Source organism: Bartonella sp. AP150HLJHH (genome assembly GCF_042196385.1).
Taxonomy (GTDB): Bacteria; Pseudomonadota; Alphaproteobacteria; order Rhizobiales; family Rhizobiaceae; genus Bartonella.
In genome coordinates this window covers 327,107-346,080 of record NZ_JBHIQC010000001.1, presented here as the reverse complement: position 1 = coordinate 346,080, position 18,974 = coordinate 327,107, and the positions used below count along the sequence as shown (strand labels likewise).

The window sequence follows — 18,974 nt, the reverse complement described above, 5'->3', positions numbered from 1 at the left end:
AATTCTACTGTTTTCTTGTGTCCTTACAGCTCTGCCTTGTTCTTCTTGCTTCTTCTCATGACGCGCTACAAAGGCATCGGCTTCCTTGCTCCATAACAAAGAATCCTGTGCAACTCCTTCTGAGACTTCCTTAATCCGTGCATTCACATTTTTGATATTCTCATCAAGACCAGTAAATGCACTACCAACATTATCAAAAGAGCCATTTGTTATATTACCAGCTGTATCAACCTTGGATAACTTGTAGGTTGGTCCTGTAAACGTACCCTCAACAAATTTTGCATCGCCACCAAGGAATTTAGCTACATTCTGAGAAATCGTGTTGATCTGACTACCATTAATCGCATCATGTGAACTCTCACCAATGGCACCATCTTTTACATTATGAAGTGCAACTGGTCCTGCATCCTTACCTTTACCTAAAGTCACACTCGTGTAATCAATGCCGCCATTCTCACCCTCTTTTTTATCGTAATGAACAACAGCCGAGCCATCTGACTGAAGGCTGGTAGAAAGATCCTTCAAACCTTTATCAAGCTGACCTTTGTTAACAGCTTCATTATCCTTTGTTGCTTCACCAACACCTGAAAGTGTCCGATCCGTACCAGTCTTGTTGGCTATGTTGATTTCACTGCCTTCTACTTCTTTACCAATAGTGATAACTTTTGTCTTTTCATCCTGCTTGGCAAGGCTATCACTGACTACATTGGTCACATCATTGTGAACATTCGTAATAGAACTTGCAACACCTGCAAGTGCTTCCGCTACACTATTGTAAACCTTTTCATCACCAGTGCTACCATCATCATTGACAGTTTTAAGTTTGAATGTGGGTGCAACCCATTCTCCATTTTCATAGCCAGCACCTCCACCAAAATACGTCGCAACTGTTTGATTCATTGAATAAAGTTGGTTGCCAGTGATCGCTTCTGTTGAACCTTTAGAAATTTCTCCATCTAATAGAAACTTCAATTTGCTATTGTTTCCTTCCGTTCCATGCTTAGCTACAAATGCATTGGCTTTATTATTCCAATTCAAAGAATCCTGTGCGACTCCTTCAGAAACTTCCTTAATCCTCTGATTGACATTCTTGATATTTGTATCAAGTCCTTCAAAAGCTGAACCAACATTGGTAAAAGGTTTGGCTGTTATCTTACCATCTTTATCAATCTCCGATAAACTATAGGTCGGCCCTGTAAACGCACCATTATTAAAAGCTGCATTACCTCCTAAATAAGTAACAACCTTATCATTCGTTTCAAAAAGCTGACCACCCGTTACAGCATCCGTTGATTTAGCGCTAATCTCACCATTTGCAAGGAACGTAATTCTACTGTTTTCTTGTGTCCTTACAGCTCTGCCTTGTTCTTCTTGCTTCTTCTCATGACGCGCTACAAAGGCATTGGCTTCATCATTCCACAACAAAGCATTCTGCTCAATAGTCTGTGTAAGTTCATTGCTGTTCTTAGAAAGCTCATTATGAAGATCTGTCAGCGATGTATCAACACCGCTAAAGGCTGAACCAACATCATGATATGACTGACCACCAACAACATACGTCGGAAGATTGCCTACAAGCACATCAGCACCACCACCTAAATAGTTCGATGTATTTTTAGAAACACTGTCTAGATTAGTAGTCACTGTCGTAACATTTTTATTAGTCGCAAATAACTGAGAGCCATTTACAACTTCTGTCGATTCTGCTGAAAGTACTCCTGCCTTAACACCTGAAAGTATCCGGTCTTCTTTCTTACTGTTGGCAATATTGAGTTCTGTACCTTCTACTTCTTTACCAATAGTGATAACCTTCGTATTATCATCCTGCTTGGCAAGGCTATCACTGACTACATTGGTCACATCATTATGAACATTCGTGATAGAACTCGCAACTCCAGCAAATGCTTCCGATACACTATTGTAAACCTTTTCCTCACCAGCACTACCATCAGAATTGACAGTTTTAAGCTTGAAGGTAGGTGCAACCCATTCTCCCTTTTCATTATAACCTGCTCCTCCACCAAAATACGTCGCAAACTGTTTTTGCAGATCATAAATCTGTCCACCCGTAATCGCATCACTCGAGCCTGATACTATAGAGCCAGCTGCAAGTGATGTAAGCTTGCTGTTCTCTTTATTGTCCCCATGCGTCGCTACAAACGCACCTTTAGTCTTGCCCCATAACAATGCATCGCCTTGAACTGCTTGCGTAATATTACTTAGTTTTTCATCAAACTTTTTGACCTCATTAGACAGATGAGTGTTCACATTCTTGACACTCGTATCAAGACCCGCAAAGGCGCTACCAACATCGTTATGTGAATTAGTCGTTACTGTACCATCGTCAGAAACATTAGAGATTTTATAAGTCGGAACTGTAAAAACACCCTCTTTAAAGGATGCTTCTCCACCAAGAAACTTAGCTAAATCCTCACCGATTTTGTTAACCTGTCCACCCGTGATTGCATCACGTGAATCCTTGGCAATCTGACCATCAGCAACATTATGAAGACCAACAGCCGCCTTATCCTTACCTTTACCTAAAGTCACACTCGTGTAATCAATGCCGCCATTCTCACCCTCTTTTTTATCGTAGAGAACCACTGCTGAATCTTCTGACTGAAGACTGCTGGAAAGATCCTTCAGACTTGCATCAAGCTGCGCTTTATTGACTGCCTCGTCCCCATTTTGCGCTGCCTTAACACCAGAAAGAATTCGAGCATCACCATCCCGATTTAAAATATTGATTTTATTGCCGCCTCTTTCCGCACCAATAGTAATAAGACCCATCCTATCCTGCTTAACAAGGCTATCACTCACTACATTCGTAATCTCTTTGCTGATCTCATTTTTTACATTCGTAACAGAATTACCAACTCCAGCCAAAGCATCCGCCACATTGCTATAGTCTATCTCTTCAGATTTACCATCATCCTTAACTGTCTTAACCTTAAAACTTGGAGCTTTCCATTGTCCTTGCTCATCATAACCTGCACCTCCACCAAAATAGGTTGCAAGTTGTTCGTTCAGCGAATAAAGCTGTCCACCCGTGACAGCATCCGTTGAATCTTTAGAAACATCACCATCTAAAAGAAACGTAATTTTGCTGTTATCTTGAGTGGCTACAGCTCTGCCTTTTTCTTCTTTGCTCTTTTCATGACGTGCTACAAAGGCATTGGCTTCATCATTCCATAACAAAGCATCACCTTTAACTTGCTGAGTAATATTCGTTATGTTTTTAGTAAGTTCGTTAAACTTATTTGTTACATTATTATTGACATTCTTGATATTGCTATCAAGCTGGCTTTTGTTAACAGCGTCATTATTGTTCTTTGCTTCCCCAACACCAGAAATTATCCGATCCGCACCGCTTTCATTTGCAATATTGATTTCTGCGCCACCTACTTTTGCACCAATAGTGAGACGATGCGTTGTTTTGTCTTGCTGAACAAAGCTCTCGCTTTCCACTTTGGTAATCACATTATTAACCTGTTCAGTCAATTTATTCTGAACATTCGTGATAGAACTTCCAACACCGGCAAGTGCATCCGCTACATTCGTATAGTTCTTGTCAAAAGAAGTACCATCCTCACTAAACTGCTTGATCTTGAAATCCGGTTCTCTCCATATGCCCACTTCATCATATCCAGCACCTCCACCAAAATAGGTTGCAAGCGTGTTACCCATTGTATAGAGCTGACCACCATTTACTGCATCTGTTGAGTTTAGGGTAATCTCACCCTTTGCAAGGAACGTAATTCTACTGTTTTCTTGTGTTCTTACAGCTTTGCCTTTTTCTTCTTGCTTCTTCTCATGACGCGCTACAAAGGCATTGGCTTCATCATTCCATAACAAAGAATCCTGTGCCACTCCTTCAGAAACTTCTTTAATCCGTGCATTCACATTCTTGATATTTGTATCAAGACCAGTAAATGCACTACCAACATCTTTAAAAGAGCCCTCTGTTATATTACCCTTTGTATCAATCTTGGATAAGTTATAAGTTGGTCCCGTCATAGCAGAACCAGCAACTCCTGCACCTCCACCAAAATATTTTGATGTATTGGCCATAGCCGTTTCCAGATTTCTCGATGTGGACGAAAGACTCTCATTGGTTTTGCTTAACTGTGAAAAATTAACGGCATCGTTCGCTCCAGTGCCATCAGACACTCCTGTAATCTTTTTACCCCCTGCATCTATCCCAGAAATGATTATTTTCGGTCCACCTGTAATCACTAAGCCTGTTGCATCTAGGGTACTGCTTCCTGCAGTTACTTTATTGACTGCAATTTCCTTAGATAGATCAAATTTTACATTATTATCTTTATCGCCCTTTGTAACCGTGAGATTTGCACTTCCAGCGGAAAAATCTACCGCGCTGTCCATGATAACGGTCTTAGTATCCTTACCCCCAACAGATAGTTTCCAACCACCATTTCTTACGACACTTTCTAAGTCTTTTAACTGTACAACATTTACTGCATCAGTAAGTTCACTACCAGCTGCTACACCTGTAATCTGCCGCGTTATGCCCGTACTTTTATTACCAACACTAACCGCACCCTGCTTACTTTTCCATTGCGCTTCAGTGCTTTCTGTTGCCCCCTGCAGCGAAGAAGTATATCCTGAAACACCTGCAGCCCTATCAGCGATAGCATCACTTCCTATAGCAACACCTCCCGCAACCGTCACATTAGAGCTAGCGCCTATAGCAATTCCCTGCAACGCCTGCTCCTTTGCATATGCATTGTACCCCATAGCAATCGCTTCATTTGCATAACTATGTGCTTTACTACCGAAAGCTATTGAAAAATCACCAACTGAAACTGTTCTCTCTTTTTCATCATAACTATCGGTTAGAGAAGAGCCGATTGCAATGCTATTTTTAGTATTTCTACTACGACCAGCTAAAGCAGTTAAGCCGATAGCAATCCCTTGGTCAGCCTTCGTCTGCGCTACTTGCCCGTACACAATAGCATCATGAGATTTTCCCTCAGACCGTACACCATTGACAAGAGGATTACCCAACACCCCATCCCTAGTCATTTGACCGCCCGTTACAACTCCTGGAGTTAAAGCTGCTCTTGTTATTTTTTTACTTCCAGCATTCATATCAATTGAACGTATCGAATCGCTGGTTTTTGCCAAAACATTCACTATAGGACTATAATCACTTACACTAGTAAGAGTTTTGGTTAAAAAATTTGCATAGTCTTCAGAATCATTCAAACCAGCAAAAGAGAGAAGGCTTTGTGGATAAGACACACCGGCACTTTTTACACCTTCAAGAAACGTGTTTCTAAAATCAGGATTTGCTGAAAAAACAGGCGTAACATTCGATAAGAATGTAGCCGCTGTAGCCAACGAAAGAACTTTAACAAAAGAAAAACGAGAACGTTTTAATTCACTCGCAGCTTGTGGGGCATATAATTTTTTCATAACAAACTCTCCAATGAAAAAACTTAGAAACACCTCCAAAACATAAAAAAGACACATTTTAGCATTATCGATATCTTTGGAATTTAGAGTAGACGATCATTGCTTAGAGTGTGAACATTTTGAGTCTTTAGTCTTGTTTTGTTTGTGCTCTCTGTATTGAGACCTAAATGCTTGTCTTTTTGATTATGTTTTGTGGACATAAAGATGACACATTTAGAGTCTAATCGTTTTAGTGTGCTGTTTTTTTTAACTAAAAAGGGGCCTTGTATATTTAATATTACTTTTTACTTGGTAGTGATTACTATAAAATCCTTTGTACTAGGTTTTAGTATGTATTTTCCTAATTATAGACTTTATTTTTATTAGAAAGCATGGTTTTATTAATAATAAGTAAAGTAAAAAGAAATTGTAATATGTCCGGAATATAGTTTTCCTTGGATAACTGGCTTTTTAGTTGGATTTTTTCTTTTTAATATATCATATAATGATATATGTGTGGTCTCGTGATGTACCTTTTATCTTTACACATTACTTATCCTCCCCTTTGAAAGTTATTTTATCAAAATGAGTCTTACTAATATACAATTCCATATAGCTATAGACTGTTCAAGAAAATAGCAACATAAAAATATAGCTTTTTAGCAATATGGATTCTACTGTGATCTTTTTTCAACAAAAATATAGAAAAATCTTCTATAAAACCTCACAGTCTATAGCCTCATCAAATATTATGCTTATCTCTAGATAAATACTGTGCGTCTGTAAAAAAAATATCCACCCTTATTTCAATAAATAAGGGTGGATGTTTTGTTCTATTTTCGTTGTTCGTATTATTTTATTTTCAGAGTGATTGCACCACCTATGCCCCAATGACCACCAGCACTCGTGGCAGAGAGATTAGAGCGGATTTTTCCGTTTTCAGATGTATAACCAGCACCAAGAGCAAATGCGGATTGTCCACGCCATGTGCCGCTACCAAATGAGACACTCAAAGATCCTGGCTCGTCGAAGTAACGTAGGTTGGATACTGCTAGACCAACGGCGGCTGCTTGCCTTGCCTCTTTCCGTACGCTCTTAATATCATAACTTAAAATATTAAACTTCATATCTGTATATCGGTCAGACCGATCAACAGCATCATCAATGGCATTAATAACAATATTATCCACCCGACTATCCGTATATTTTTTTGCATCATCGAGAACAATTTTCATCTGTTGCTGAGTGTAATCATGCAGTTGACCACCATTCACCGCTTCTTTCGAGTCCTTCTCAATACGGCCATCCGCAACATTATCAATTAAAACAGGTTCACTGGAATCTCCACCCTCTAAAGTGATCCTATTAGTTTTGTTTCCTTCTCCATCTTTATCATAGTTAACCGCACCATCTGCGACTGAAATTTCAATATCTTGTATATGTTGATGGATATTATCTACTCTGTTTTCAATTGTGTCTACCCTGTTTTCAACTTCTGTGACCTTCTTGTTCGTCTCCCATAGCTGTCCTCCATTTACAACTTCTTTTGAGCCTTTTTCAACTTTACCATCAGATACATTATCAATCTTGCTCGCTTTACCTTTATGACTAGCGTCATACATTCCTTTCTGTTCATTCCAATTTAAACCATTGGACGAGACATTGTTTTCAACATTTTGAATGCGGTCGTTTATCTTAGACATACTCTCACTTACGCCGTCAAAAGCACTGGCAACGTTATGATAATTCTTCTTTTCACCAGAGCTCCCGTCAGCCTTGAATTGTACTATCTTAAAAGTAGGAGCAGTCCATTCTCCATTATTATAGCCAGCGCCACCACCAAAATACGCAGCCAATTGGTTGCTCATAAGATAAAGTTGCGAACCATTTATAGCATCGGTTGAATTTTCAGTAATATCTCCATTGGCAAGAAACTTAATTTTGCTATTGGTTCTTCCCTCTCCATGCTGTGCTACAAATGCCTGCTCATCACCGTTCCACAACAAGGCGTCCCCTTTAACTTCTTGAGTAATATTCGTGATTTTTTCATTGACATCGTTTACCACATTCGTCAGATGCGTATTCACACTCTTCACATTTGCATCAAGACCTGTCAAAGCTGAGCCAACGTCATAATAGTTGGCTTTTGCCATCTGACCATCTTCAACAATAACAGATAAACTATATTTTGGTCCTTTAAAGGCACCATTTTCGAATGAGGCATCACCACCAAAATAATTTGCTATATCTCCAGATATTTTATTAATTTGGTTCCCATTGATTGCATCATGCGATCCTTGCGCAATTATGCCATCTTTAACATTATGGAGAGCAACAGGGTCTTGGTTATCTACCCCACCTAAAGTTACGCTACCATAATTAATGGCACCGCTTTCTTTATCGTAGAGAACTGCAGCAGCACTTGTGAGATTAATATCATTAGAAATCATCTCTATACTTTTATCAAGCTGGGCTTTGTTAACAGCGTCATTAGCATTTACAGCTGCCTTCACACCAGAAATCGTCCTATCGTTGCCTGCATTATTTGCAACATTGATTTCTATACCACCTGTTGACTCACCAATGGTGATAGCACCTTCATTCTCTTCCTGCTTAACGAGGCTATTTTTTGTTGCATTCGTAATCTGATTTTGAATATTCGTGATAGAAGCATCAACAGCATTAAAAGTAGATTCAAAACCATTATGTGGCTTACCCTGAATAGTGTAAGTGGGAGCCTTACCGTTAGATACATCTGCACCACCACCAAAATATTGAGATGTATTTTGAGAAATTTTTGCTAGATTATTCGTAACAGTGGTAACATTCTGATTAGTAACAAAAAGTTGTGAACCATTTACCGCATCGGTTGAATTAGCAGAAATGTCTCCATTGGCAAGAAACTTAATTTTGCTATTGGTTCTTCCCTCTCCATGCTGTGCTACAAATGCCTGCTCATCACCGTTCCACAACAAGGCGTCCCCTTTAACTTCTTGAGTAATATTCGTGATTCTTTCATTAACATCGTTTACCACATTCGTCAGATGCGTATTCACACTCTTCACATTTGCATCAAGACCTGTCAAAGCTGACCCAACGTCATAATAGTTGGCTTTTGCCATCTGACCATCTGTATCAATAACAGATAAACTATATTTTGGTCCTTTAAAGGCACTATTCTTGAATGACGCACCACCACCAAAATAATTTGCTATATCTCCAGATATTTTATTAATTTGGTTCCCATTGATTGCATCATGCGATCCTTGCGCAATTATGCCATCTTTAACATTATGGAGAGCAACAGGGTCTTGGTTATCTACCCCACCTAAAGTTACGCTACCATAATTAATGGCACCGCTTTCTTTATCGTAGAGAACTGCAGCAGCACTTGTGAGATTAATATCATTAGAAATCATCTCTATACTTTTATCAAGCTGGGCTTTGTTAACAGCGTCATTAGCATTTACAGCTGCCTTCACACCAGAAATCGTCCTATCGTTGCCTGCATTATTTGCAACATTGATTTCTATACCACCTGTTGCCTTACCTATGGTGATAGTACCTTCATTCTCTTCTTGTTTAACGAGGCTGTTTTTTGTCGCATTCGTAATCTGATTTTGTATATTCGTGATAGAATTATCAACAGTACTAAAAGCAGATTCAAAATCATTATGTGGCTTACCCTGAATAGTGTAAGTGGGAGCCTTACCGTTAGATACGTCTGCACCACCACCAAAATACTTTGATATATTTTTAGCAATTGTTGTCAGATTATTTGTAACAGTGGTAACATTCTGATTAGTAACAAAAAGTTGTGAACCATTTACCGCATCGGTTGAATTAGCAGAAATGTCTCCATTGGCAAGAAATTTAATTTTGCTATTTTCTTTGTCTGCTCCATGCTGTGCTACAAATGCCTGCTCATTATTACTCCACAACAGAGAATCTTTAGAGACACCATCAATTTTCTGAGTAAACTCATTAGCTACATGTGTTAAGCGGCTATTCACATTGTTGATATTGTCATCAAGCCCTGTCAAAGCATCACCAACATTATTATGGTCCTTAGTTATTGCTACACCATCTTCAGAAATTTGCGATAAATGATAGTGCGGACCAAACAAAATACCTTCGCTAAATTCCGCATCACCACCAAAAATGACTGCTACATCTCGGGATATTTTTTCAATCTGGCTACCATTAATTGCATCATGCGATCCTTGCGCAATCATGCCATCTTTAACATTATGGAGAGCAACCGGTGCCGTAGTCTTATCACCACCCAAAGTCACGCTATTATAATTAATGGTGCCATCTGCATTTTTATCATAAAGAACCGCAAAGTTATTTGCTTCTTTAATGACCTTAATACTGTCCGTGATATCTGCAATTTCACCATCAAGTTGTTTTTTATTAACGGCTTCATCATCCTTAACTGCTTCTTTCACACCGGAAATTGCACGAGCATCACCTGATTTGTTTGCAATATTAATCTCTGTGCCTTCTATTTCCTTACCGATGATGATACGATTTGTCTCTTCTTCTCGCTTAACAAGGCTATTGCTTTTTATAGTGTCAACAACATCTGCAATCTGACCATCGAGCTGTTGTTTATTAACAGCGTCGTTATTGTTTACAGCAGCCTTCACACCGGAAATTATCCTATCTTCACCCGATTTGTTTGCAACATTGATTTCAGAACCACCTGTTTCTATACCAATGGTGATACGACCTTCTTCTCCACCATCTTGCTTAACAAGACTATTTGCTGCTATTTGATTTTTTATCTCTTGTAGCTGCGCAAAATTCACTGCATCATAAGCTTCTTCTCCAGCTGCAACTCCTGTAATCTTTTTATTGCCAGCATCAATACCATCCACAGTTATACGAGCGCCATCAGCAAACAGAATGCCGTCATCACTTATAGAGCTTCTCCCAGCGGTAACTCGCTCCACTGTAATATTGTTAGCTAGATCAAATTTTACATTATTATCTTCCGCACCTTTTGTAATCTTAAGGTTGTCACCTGCAGCCGACAAATCTACCGTGCTCGTTATACCAATCGTTGTGGCATTTTTACCCCCAATAGATAGCTGCCAACCTTCGTCTACGTAAGTTTTTAACGCTTTTAGCTGTGCAACATTAACGGCATCAGTAGAATAACTACCAGCAGCCACTCCTTCAAGCTGGCGTGTTACCTTATTGTTATAATCACCAATAGTCGCTGCATTTGCAGTACTTTTCCATATCTCATTGTTTTTATCGTTTTCGCTTAGCTCGATAGGACTGTAACCGCTAGCGCCAGCAAGCGATTTAGTCGCAGAACCCTCCCCAAGAACAACATTGTTATACGCCCGTGTTTCAACCGCACGCGTTTCAGCATTCTTATCTATAAAAATAGCTCCATTACCATCAGCCCTCACTCGTGAAGAATAAGCATTTACGAATGCATCCCTAATATCATCTTGATTATCATATACAGAACCTATCGCAATACCGTCTAGCCCTGAAGTGCGAGCCATAGAGTTTATGGCAAAACTTTTCTCTTTTGCCGTATATTTCTCTGGATCTAAAACAACAGCTTTTTTAGTCCTCTTATCCCTTTTTGAATCAGAAACGAGCGCACCATTCGCTGTGAAGATGTTTTGCGCATCTTCCCATGCAAATCTTCCATCGGCTGTTAAAACATTTATTACAGAATTATAACCATCTGTACCACTGTTATAATCATCATACGCAGAGATAATGCTTTGCGGATAAACCACGGCAGCATTCTTCACATTTTCAAGAGATGCTTTTGTTAAATCGAGATTTGCTGAAAAAACAGGAGAAGCATTCGATAAAAACAATGCCACCGCAGTTCCCAACGAAGCCACTTTAAACAATGATGATCGATGATGTGAACGAGAAAAACTCAAATCACGCAGATTTTGTGTAGTATATAATTTTTTCATAATACCCCCTTCATAATAACAGATCAAAAACACAAAAAAGGTATGCTCTAGAGCTTTCTTATTTCCCTTGCATGTTCCTGCTTTTGCAGCGTGTTTTAGAACATAAATAAAATTAAGACATAAGCTGTTATTGCTACAGCGCCTTTAAAGGGGTAATTAGGGGCAAGTTCGTGAAAGTCAATTTAAGGAAGGTAAAAACACTTAATATTAGAATTGATTTCATTTTTCTATCAAAGGTTGTGTGTCGTTTTTAGTTTTGACCTCTTTGAAAGAGGTATAATTTTTTGTGCCTATTGATCATCCGCTTAGGCATCAGTTTATTTTTCGTGAATAAGATTTTTTTATTTCATAAGAGGATTTATGAAAGCTTTTTACTAAAATGCCCCATCTATATCCTTACTAATAGTAATGTGTCTCGTTGCTGTATCCTGTTTTACAAAAATACTCACTGCTACTTGTTCTTTTATTCCCTTCAGTTGTGAAAAATTTACTGCATCAGTATTACTAGTTCCTTCTGCAATATTTGTTACTTTTTTACTTGCCGCATTAATACTACCGGTGGTTATTTGCAAACCATCAGTAATTACTAAGTCTGTTGCATCGACTGTTGTTTTCTCTCCTAATGTTATGCTTTTCAATGCTATATCATTAGCCAAACCAAATATGAGCTTATTTTCATCGTCCTTATCTCTTTTAACCCTGAAGTTACTTCCTCCCGATGAAAAATTCATTGTACTATCTAGCACCCATATCTTTAGCTGCCTCACCAGAAATAGACAGTTTCCACCCTTTTTTTCTTATGACTTCTTCTAAATCTTGCAACTGTCTCAGGTTCACTGCATCGGCAGATTTGCTATCAGCTGCTACGCCTATAATTTGTCGCGTTATGTTCTTACTAGGAACACCAATACTTACTGAAACTTTCGTACTTTTCCATTGAGATTAGGTGTTTTTAGCCAGTCCTTGCAGAACAGACGTATCCCCAAAAACGCCAGCAGTCCTACCAGACACAGAGCTGTTCCCGATAGCCCCCCATCAACCATCACTTTAGAATAGGAACCTAAAGCGATACTTCCAACCCCTTTTGCTTTTGAATAGAAGCCCATAGAAATAGCTTCTTGAGCAAATGCTTATGTACGGAGTGACCAAGAGCAATCGAACCATATTCTAAAGCTTTAGAAACAGCTCCTACTACTGTTGAATAATCACTCTTCGAAAGTTGTATAATCATTTTCCCCGTATTCGCTCTTCTTATTATATTCACTACCTATTGCGATACTGCTTTTCTCTAAAGCGTAAGCCATATTGCCTACAGAAACGCTCCATTATTTTTCCGTTTGCGCTCCACTACCCTAAAGCAATACTTGTGTTTGGAGTACGTTGCATATCTGTAGAGCGTTGCATTATAAAGCATACGTTTAAAACTATACGAAAATAAAAGCTAAAACTGTCTTCTTTTAATAAAGGGTATATTCGTATTTACATTTCTTGAAGCATTTTAATAAATCAAAATAATAGCAATCAATTTTTTAAATCTTTACCATTAAGGTCTTTTATTCTCAACAAAAGTTGTCATAGGCTTTTTATATTCGGATTTTATATAATTACGGGAGTTTTATACATTTAGAATAGCTTTAGAGAGTTCTGGAAGAAAGTAAAAAATTTGCCCTTTTCTTAAATAAGAAAAAGGCAAATCAATTTTATGGATTTAGTCGTTTATTAGTTGAGTATCACATTAACCCCTGTACTTATACCCCAGTGACCTCCAGAAGTGGTAATTGACAAGTTGGAACCAATATCACCGTTCTCTGAAGTATAACCTGCACCAAAAGCAAAAGCAGATTGACTACGCCATAAACCACTACCAAATGCGATTGTTAATTTTCCAGGAATATCACTATAGCGTAAACCAGCTACCGCTAAACCAACAGCTGCTGCTTGTCTTGCCTCTTTTCGAACATCCTCAACAGCATAACTTAATGTCGAAAACTTCATATCCGTATACGAATTAGCCTCACTAACTCCATCTTTTACAAGATGAGAAACTTGCTCATCCGTATACTTATTGGCATTTTCAAGCACAAAATCCATCTTATCTTTTAATTGACCGCCATTAACCGCTTCTTTCGAATCCTTTTCAATCTTTCCATCGGCTACATTGGCTATTAATACTGGAGAACTGTCATCTCCACCAACTAATGTAACTTTATTGGTCTTTTTGCCCGTTTTTTTATCTTTATCGTATTGTACAGATCCCTCCGTAACTTTATTTTCAATATCCTTGACCTGATCTGTAATCATTTGCTGAGTTTCCCAAAGCTGTCCTCCATTCACAGCTTCTTTTGAATCTCTGTCTACCTTGCCATCCTCTACATTGATAATCTTACTTGGACTCTTAACACCCTGAGCATCAACATGAGATGCATCATAGCTTCCTTTTTCTTCATTCCAATTCAGACTATTCGAAGAGGTACTCTTTTCAACTTCTTTTATACGATCGTTGATAGTGCTCATGCTGTCATTAACAACATCAAATGCTTCAGAGACATTATTACGCTCCTCTTTATCACCTTTCGTACCATCCTTATTAAAGACCTGAACGGTGAATTTTGGTCCTTGCCAGTTTCCTTCCTTATCATAACCAGCTCCTCCACCAAAATATGAGGCAAATGTCTGTTGAAGTGTATAAATCTGACCACCATTAATCGCATCAGTCGAATCTTCTGATATCTTTCCTTTCGCAAGGAACGTGATCTTGCTGTTTTCCTTTTTACCTTCTTTCTCATGCTGTGCTATAAACGCACCTGCATCATCACTCCACAACAACGCATTTTGCTCAATGTTGCCTGAAATCTCATTATGAAGATTCTTGAAAACCTTATTTACACCGGCAAACGCGGCTGCAATGCTATCATAATCCTTCTCTTCAAAACTTCCATCTTCTTGGAAAGTCATTATCTTGAAACCTGGAAGCGCCCAGCCATCACCATCATACTTAGCATCACCACCAAAATACTTTGCTAGCGACTGATTCAGATCATAAATCTGTCCACCATTAACCGCATCACTCGAGCCTGATACTATAGAGCCAGCCGCAAGTGATGTGATCTTGCTTGCTTTTCTGTCTTCACCTTCCCCATGCAGAGCTACAAAAGCTTTGTCACCATCGCTCCAAGATAAAGAATCTTGTGCAATTCCCTCTGAGACCTCCTTAATGCGAGCGTTCACATTCTTGATATTGTCATCAAGCCCTTTAAAGGCAGAACCAACATCGGTATGCGGTTTATCTGTTACTTCGCCACCTTTATCAATACTGGATAAATTATAAGTTGGCCCTTTAAAAGCACCATCCTTAAATTCAGCATCTCCACCCAACAATTTTGCTATATCCATTGAAAGGATGTGAACCTGCCCTCCATTGATAACATCCGTTGAGTTTTCCGCAATCGATCCGGCGGCTACATTATGGAGCGCAACAGGTGTAGCATCCTTCCCTTTCCCAAAAGTTACATTTGTATAATCAGTTTGATTATCTGTTGTTTTATCGTAAAGAACAACAGAAGAACTATCAGACAGAAGGGTATCAGAAAGATCCTTCAAACCTTTATCAAATTGTTCTTTGTTCACGGCTTCATTGTTTTTTTCTGCCGCCTTTACACCAGAAAGAGTTCGATCCTTACCACCCTTGTTTGCGATATTGATTTCACTACCTTCTACTCCTTTACCAATGTTAATAACATCTTCATTTTTCGTAACAAGCAAATTACTGATTACATCGCTGATCGCAGTTTGAACCTTTGTGAAAAGTTTACCCACACCTGAAAATGCATCTGATACATTCTTATAGCTTGATTCAGCTTCAGTGCCATCATCATTGATAATTTTGAGCTTAAAATCAGGAACTTTCAATTCCCCATCCTTATATTCAGCGTCATCAGAAAAATATTTTGCAACCTTATCGCCCAGTGAATAAAGTTGAGAACCATTTACGGCATCCATCGATTCTTTCGTAATATCTCCTACAGCAAGCGATGTGATTTTACTTGCCTTTCTGTCATCACCTTCCCCATGCTGGGCAACAAAAGCTTTGTCAGCATCGCTCCAAGATAAAGAATCTTGTGCAACTCCTTCTGAGACTTCCTTAATGCGAGCATTCACATTCTTGATATTGTCATCAAGTCCTTTAAAGGCAGAACCAACATCGGTATGCGGCTTATCTGTTACAACACCTTTTTCATCAATATTCGATAATTTATACTCTGGTACTTTAAAGTTTTTGCCATCAAAGGATACATCTCCACCTAAAATTTTTGATAAATCCTCAGTGATTGCATGAAGCTGATCGCCATTAATCGCATCACTCGAAGCTGATATTATAGAACCAGCGGCAAGTGATGTGATCTTGCTGTTTTCCTTTTCTCCATCTTTTTCCCCATGCTTGGCTACAAAGGATTGTTCTTTACCATCCCACAACAGAGCATCGCCTTGGACAGATTCTTTGATATTCGTGACTTTGTCATTAAAATCATTAACGATGTTCTGCACATTCTTATTCACACTCTGGAAATTCTTATCAATTCCGTCAAAGGCTTCCGCTACATTATTGTAGTTTTTTTCTTCAACTTCAATTTCATTGCTCTCTAAGTTGAAAACTTTGAGTTTGAAGGTTGGTTTGTTCAATATGCCATTCTCATACGTAGCATCGCCGCCAAAATATTCTGCAACTTTGTTGCCCAGTGCATAAAGCTGGGAACCTGTTATAGTTTCGTGCGAATCTTTCTCTACCTTACCATCAGCGACATTAACAATCTTGCTCGCATCCTTCTCACCATGAGCAGCATTGTAGGCACCATCATCACCTACACTGCCATCCCAATTTAAACTATTCGAAGAGATGTCCTTTTCAAACTCCTTAATACGAGCGTTCACATTCTTGATATTATCATCAAGTCCTTTAAAGGCAGAACCAACATCGGTATGCGGTTTATCTGTTACAACACCTTTTTCATCAATATTCGATAATTTATACTCTGGTACTTTAAAGTTTGTTCCATCAAAGGATACATCTCCACCTAAAATTTTTGATAAATCTCCAGTGATTGTATGAAGCTGGCCACCATTAACGGCATCTGTCGAATTTGTGCTAAGATCTCCACCCGCAAGACCTGTTATTTTTTTACCTGCAGCATCAATACCATCCGCTATTACTTTGGGACCATTTTCAATGGTTAATCCCGTTTTATCTAAAGTGACGTCTTTTAATTTTACACTGTTCAATGTGACATCTTGTGCCAAATCAAATGTTATTTTTTTGTCTTTATTTTCTGTTGTATCACTATTTTTAATCTCAAAGTTTTTGCTTCCAGAAACCAAATTTAATATATCACCCGGCTGAAAGTTTGAAACAGCCTTATCATTAAGAGAAAGTGTCCACCCTTGTGCTACAAATTCTCTTAATTTTTTCAGCTGTGCAATGTTGACGGCATCAGTGTCTGCATAACCCGCTGCTACACCTGTAAGCTGTCGTGTTATCTTATTCGGAGTATCACCAACACTAAAAGCTCCTTGAGTGCTCTTCCATATCACACCATCATCCGTTGACTGGCTCCCTATGGAAGGATCATAGCCAACTGCGGACACTGAGTTACGAGAAACAGATTTATAACCCACAGCAACACCACCCTCAGGAAGTACTTGTACATTTGAACCTAATGCAATACTATTTTTAGCTGTTGCAGCTGAAAGTCCACCTAATGCAATACTATTTTCACCAGATGCATTTGCAAAACCACCTAATGCAATACTATTTTCACCAGATACATTTGCAGAACCACCTAATGCAATACCATTGTTGGCAGTTGCACTTGAAAGCTTACCTATAGCAATACTTTCTTGCCCACCTTTTCCCTCACTGGCAGCAATTGTAATGCTCTCCGTTTCGGCATGCCATTTAAAGACACTATCATCGGTAGCTTTTTTAATCTCATTGTGAAGATTTACATAAGACTTACCCACACCTTCAAAGGCTTTGGCTACATTTGGAAAACTTTCTTCTTCAATCTCATTCGTCTCAGGATTTAAAGTTTTAATTTTGAACTCTGGATTATCCCATTGACCATTCGTAAATTTAACACCACCGCCTAAATATCCAGCTATATGGGTAGCTACAACATTCAACTGACTACCATTTACCACCTCTTGTGAATCTGCACTAAGATCACCAGATGTAACACCCGTTACCTTTTTATTTCCAGCATCAATACCACCGGTGGTTATTTTCGGACCATCAGTAATTACTAAGCCCGTGGCATCGAAGGTATTTGTACCTGTCTTTACGCTCTCCAGTGCAATGTCTTGCGCCAGATCAAATTTTACTTTATTGTCATCTTCGCCCTTTGTAATATTTAGGTTGCTACTTCTAGCGGAAAAATCTACCGCGCTATTCATAAGAACAGTGGTAGCATTTTTATCTCCAACAGAGAATTTCCAACCGTTTTGTCTTACAACTTGTTCTAAGTCCTGCAACTGTCTAAGGTTCACTGCATCGGTAACATTAGAACCAGCAGCTACGCCTGTAATTTGTCTGGTTATACCCTTACTATAATCACCAACACTAACTGAGCCCCGCGTACTTTTCCATTGCGCCTCGATGTTTGTTGCAGGACCCTGCAACAAAGAAGTGTAGCCAAACTCACCAGCAGCCCTATCGGATATAGAATCGCTTCCTAGAGCAACACCTCCCGCAACCGTCACATTAGAGCTAGCGCCTATAGCAATTCCCTGCGTCGCCTGCTCCTTTGCATATGCATTGTACCCCATAGCAATCGCTTCATTTGCATAACTATGTGCTTTACTACCGAAGGCTATTGAAAAATCACCAAATGAAACTGTTCTCTCTTTTTCATCAGAACTATCGGTTAGAGAAGAGCCGATTGCAATGCTATTTTTAGTATTTCTACTACTACCAGCTAAAGCAGTTAAGCCGATAGCAATCCCTTGGTCAGCCTTTGTCTGCGCTACTTGCCCGAAAACAATAGCATCATGCGCTTCTCCCTGAGCTCGTTCACCATAGACAAGAGGATTACCCAAATCATCCCTAGTTATCTGATCTCCCTTTACAACTCCTGGAGTTAAAGCTGCTCTTGTTATTTTTTTACTTCCAGCATTCATATCAATTGAACGTATCGAATCGCTGGTTTCTGCCAAAACATTCACTATAGGACTATAATTACTTACACCAGTAAGAGTTTTGGTTAAAAAATTTTCATAGTCATCAGCAGCACTTACCTTGAATGTCAAAGCAACATTCAGCGCTGTTAAATAATTTTCCTGTGATGAACTAGAAGAATCCAAATCATTCGAAAAAACAGGGGAAACACTGGCTAAAAGTGCCGCTATTGAAGTCAAGGATAGGACTTTAATAAAAGGAAAACGAGAAAATTTTAAATTGCTCCCTGCTAATTTTGTATATAATTTTTTCATAATGAACTCCCCAATGAAAGAAATAACTATAAACACAAAAAAGACACATTTAAACGCTATTAGGTCCTCCAAAATTGGTTTTTCTAAACGTATTCAAAAATTTAGTACCTGACTGAA

Annotated in this window: 4 protein-coding genes and 1 pseudogene; all 5 read right to left on the bottom strand. The window is 38.9% G+C overall.

From position 1 onward, the window contains the following. A pseudogene (locus ACFING_RS01235) lies at positions 1 to 5,439 on the bottom strand (hypothetical protein); the annotation flags it as partial. 830 nt (positions 5,440 to 6,269) lie between these two features. Further along, the gene (locus tag ACFING_RS01230) at positions 6,270 to 11,375 is read right to left on the bottom strand and encodes a Vomp family autotransporter (RefSeq protein ID WP_375629305.1); all 5,106 of its coding nucleotides are present in this window, start codon (positions 11,373 to 11,375) and stop codon (positions 6,270 to 6,272) included. Between the two features lie 374 nt (positions 11,376 to 11,749). Continuing rightward, a complete protein-coding gene (locus ACFING_RS01225; RefSeq protein ID WP_375629302.1) occupies positions 11,750 to 12,106 on the bottom strand; it encodes a hypothetical protein in 357 nt (118 codons plus the stop codon). A 329-nt stretch (positions 12,107 to 12,435) separates the two neighbouring features. Then, complete coding sequence (locus tag ACFING_RS01220) at positions 12,436 to 12,606, bottom strand: hypothetical protein (protein ID WP_375629299.1); 171 nt, start codon at positions 12,604 to 12,606, stop codon at positions 12,436 to 12,438. A gap of 488 nt (positions 12,607 to 13,094) precedes the next feature. Continuing rightward, positions 13,095 to 18,857 (bottom strand): YadA-like family protein, encoded by a 5,763-nt coding sequence (locus ACFING_RS01215; RefSeq protein WP_375629296.1) that lies wholly within the window; start codon positions 18,855 to 18,857, stop codon positions 13,095 to 13,097. Between the last annotated feature and the right edge of the window lie 117 nt (positions 18,858 to 18,974).

Bases quoted from the DNA above. Each gene is read 5' to 3' on its own strand.
- ACFING_RS01230 (WP_375629305.1), bottom strand. From the start codon at position 11,375: ATGAAAAAATTATATACTACACAAAATCTGCGTGATTTGAGTTTTTCT.
- ACFING_RS01225 (WP_375629302.1), bottom strand. From the start codon at position 12,106: ATGAATTTTTCATCGGGAGGAAGTAACTTCAGGGTTAAAAGAGATAAG.
- ACFING_RS01220 (WP_375629299.1), bottom strand. From the start codon at position 12,606: ATGATTATACAACTTTCGAAGAGTGATTATTCAACAGTAGTAGGAGCT.
- ACFING_RS01215 (WP_375629296.1), bottom strand. From the start codon at position 18,857: ATGAAAAAATTATATACAAAATTAGCAGGGAGCAATTTAAAATTTTCT.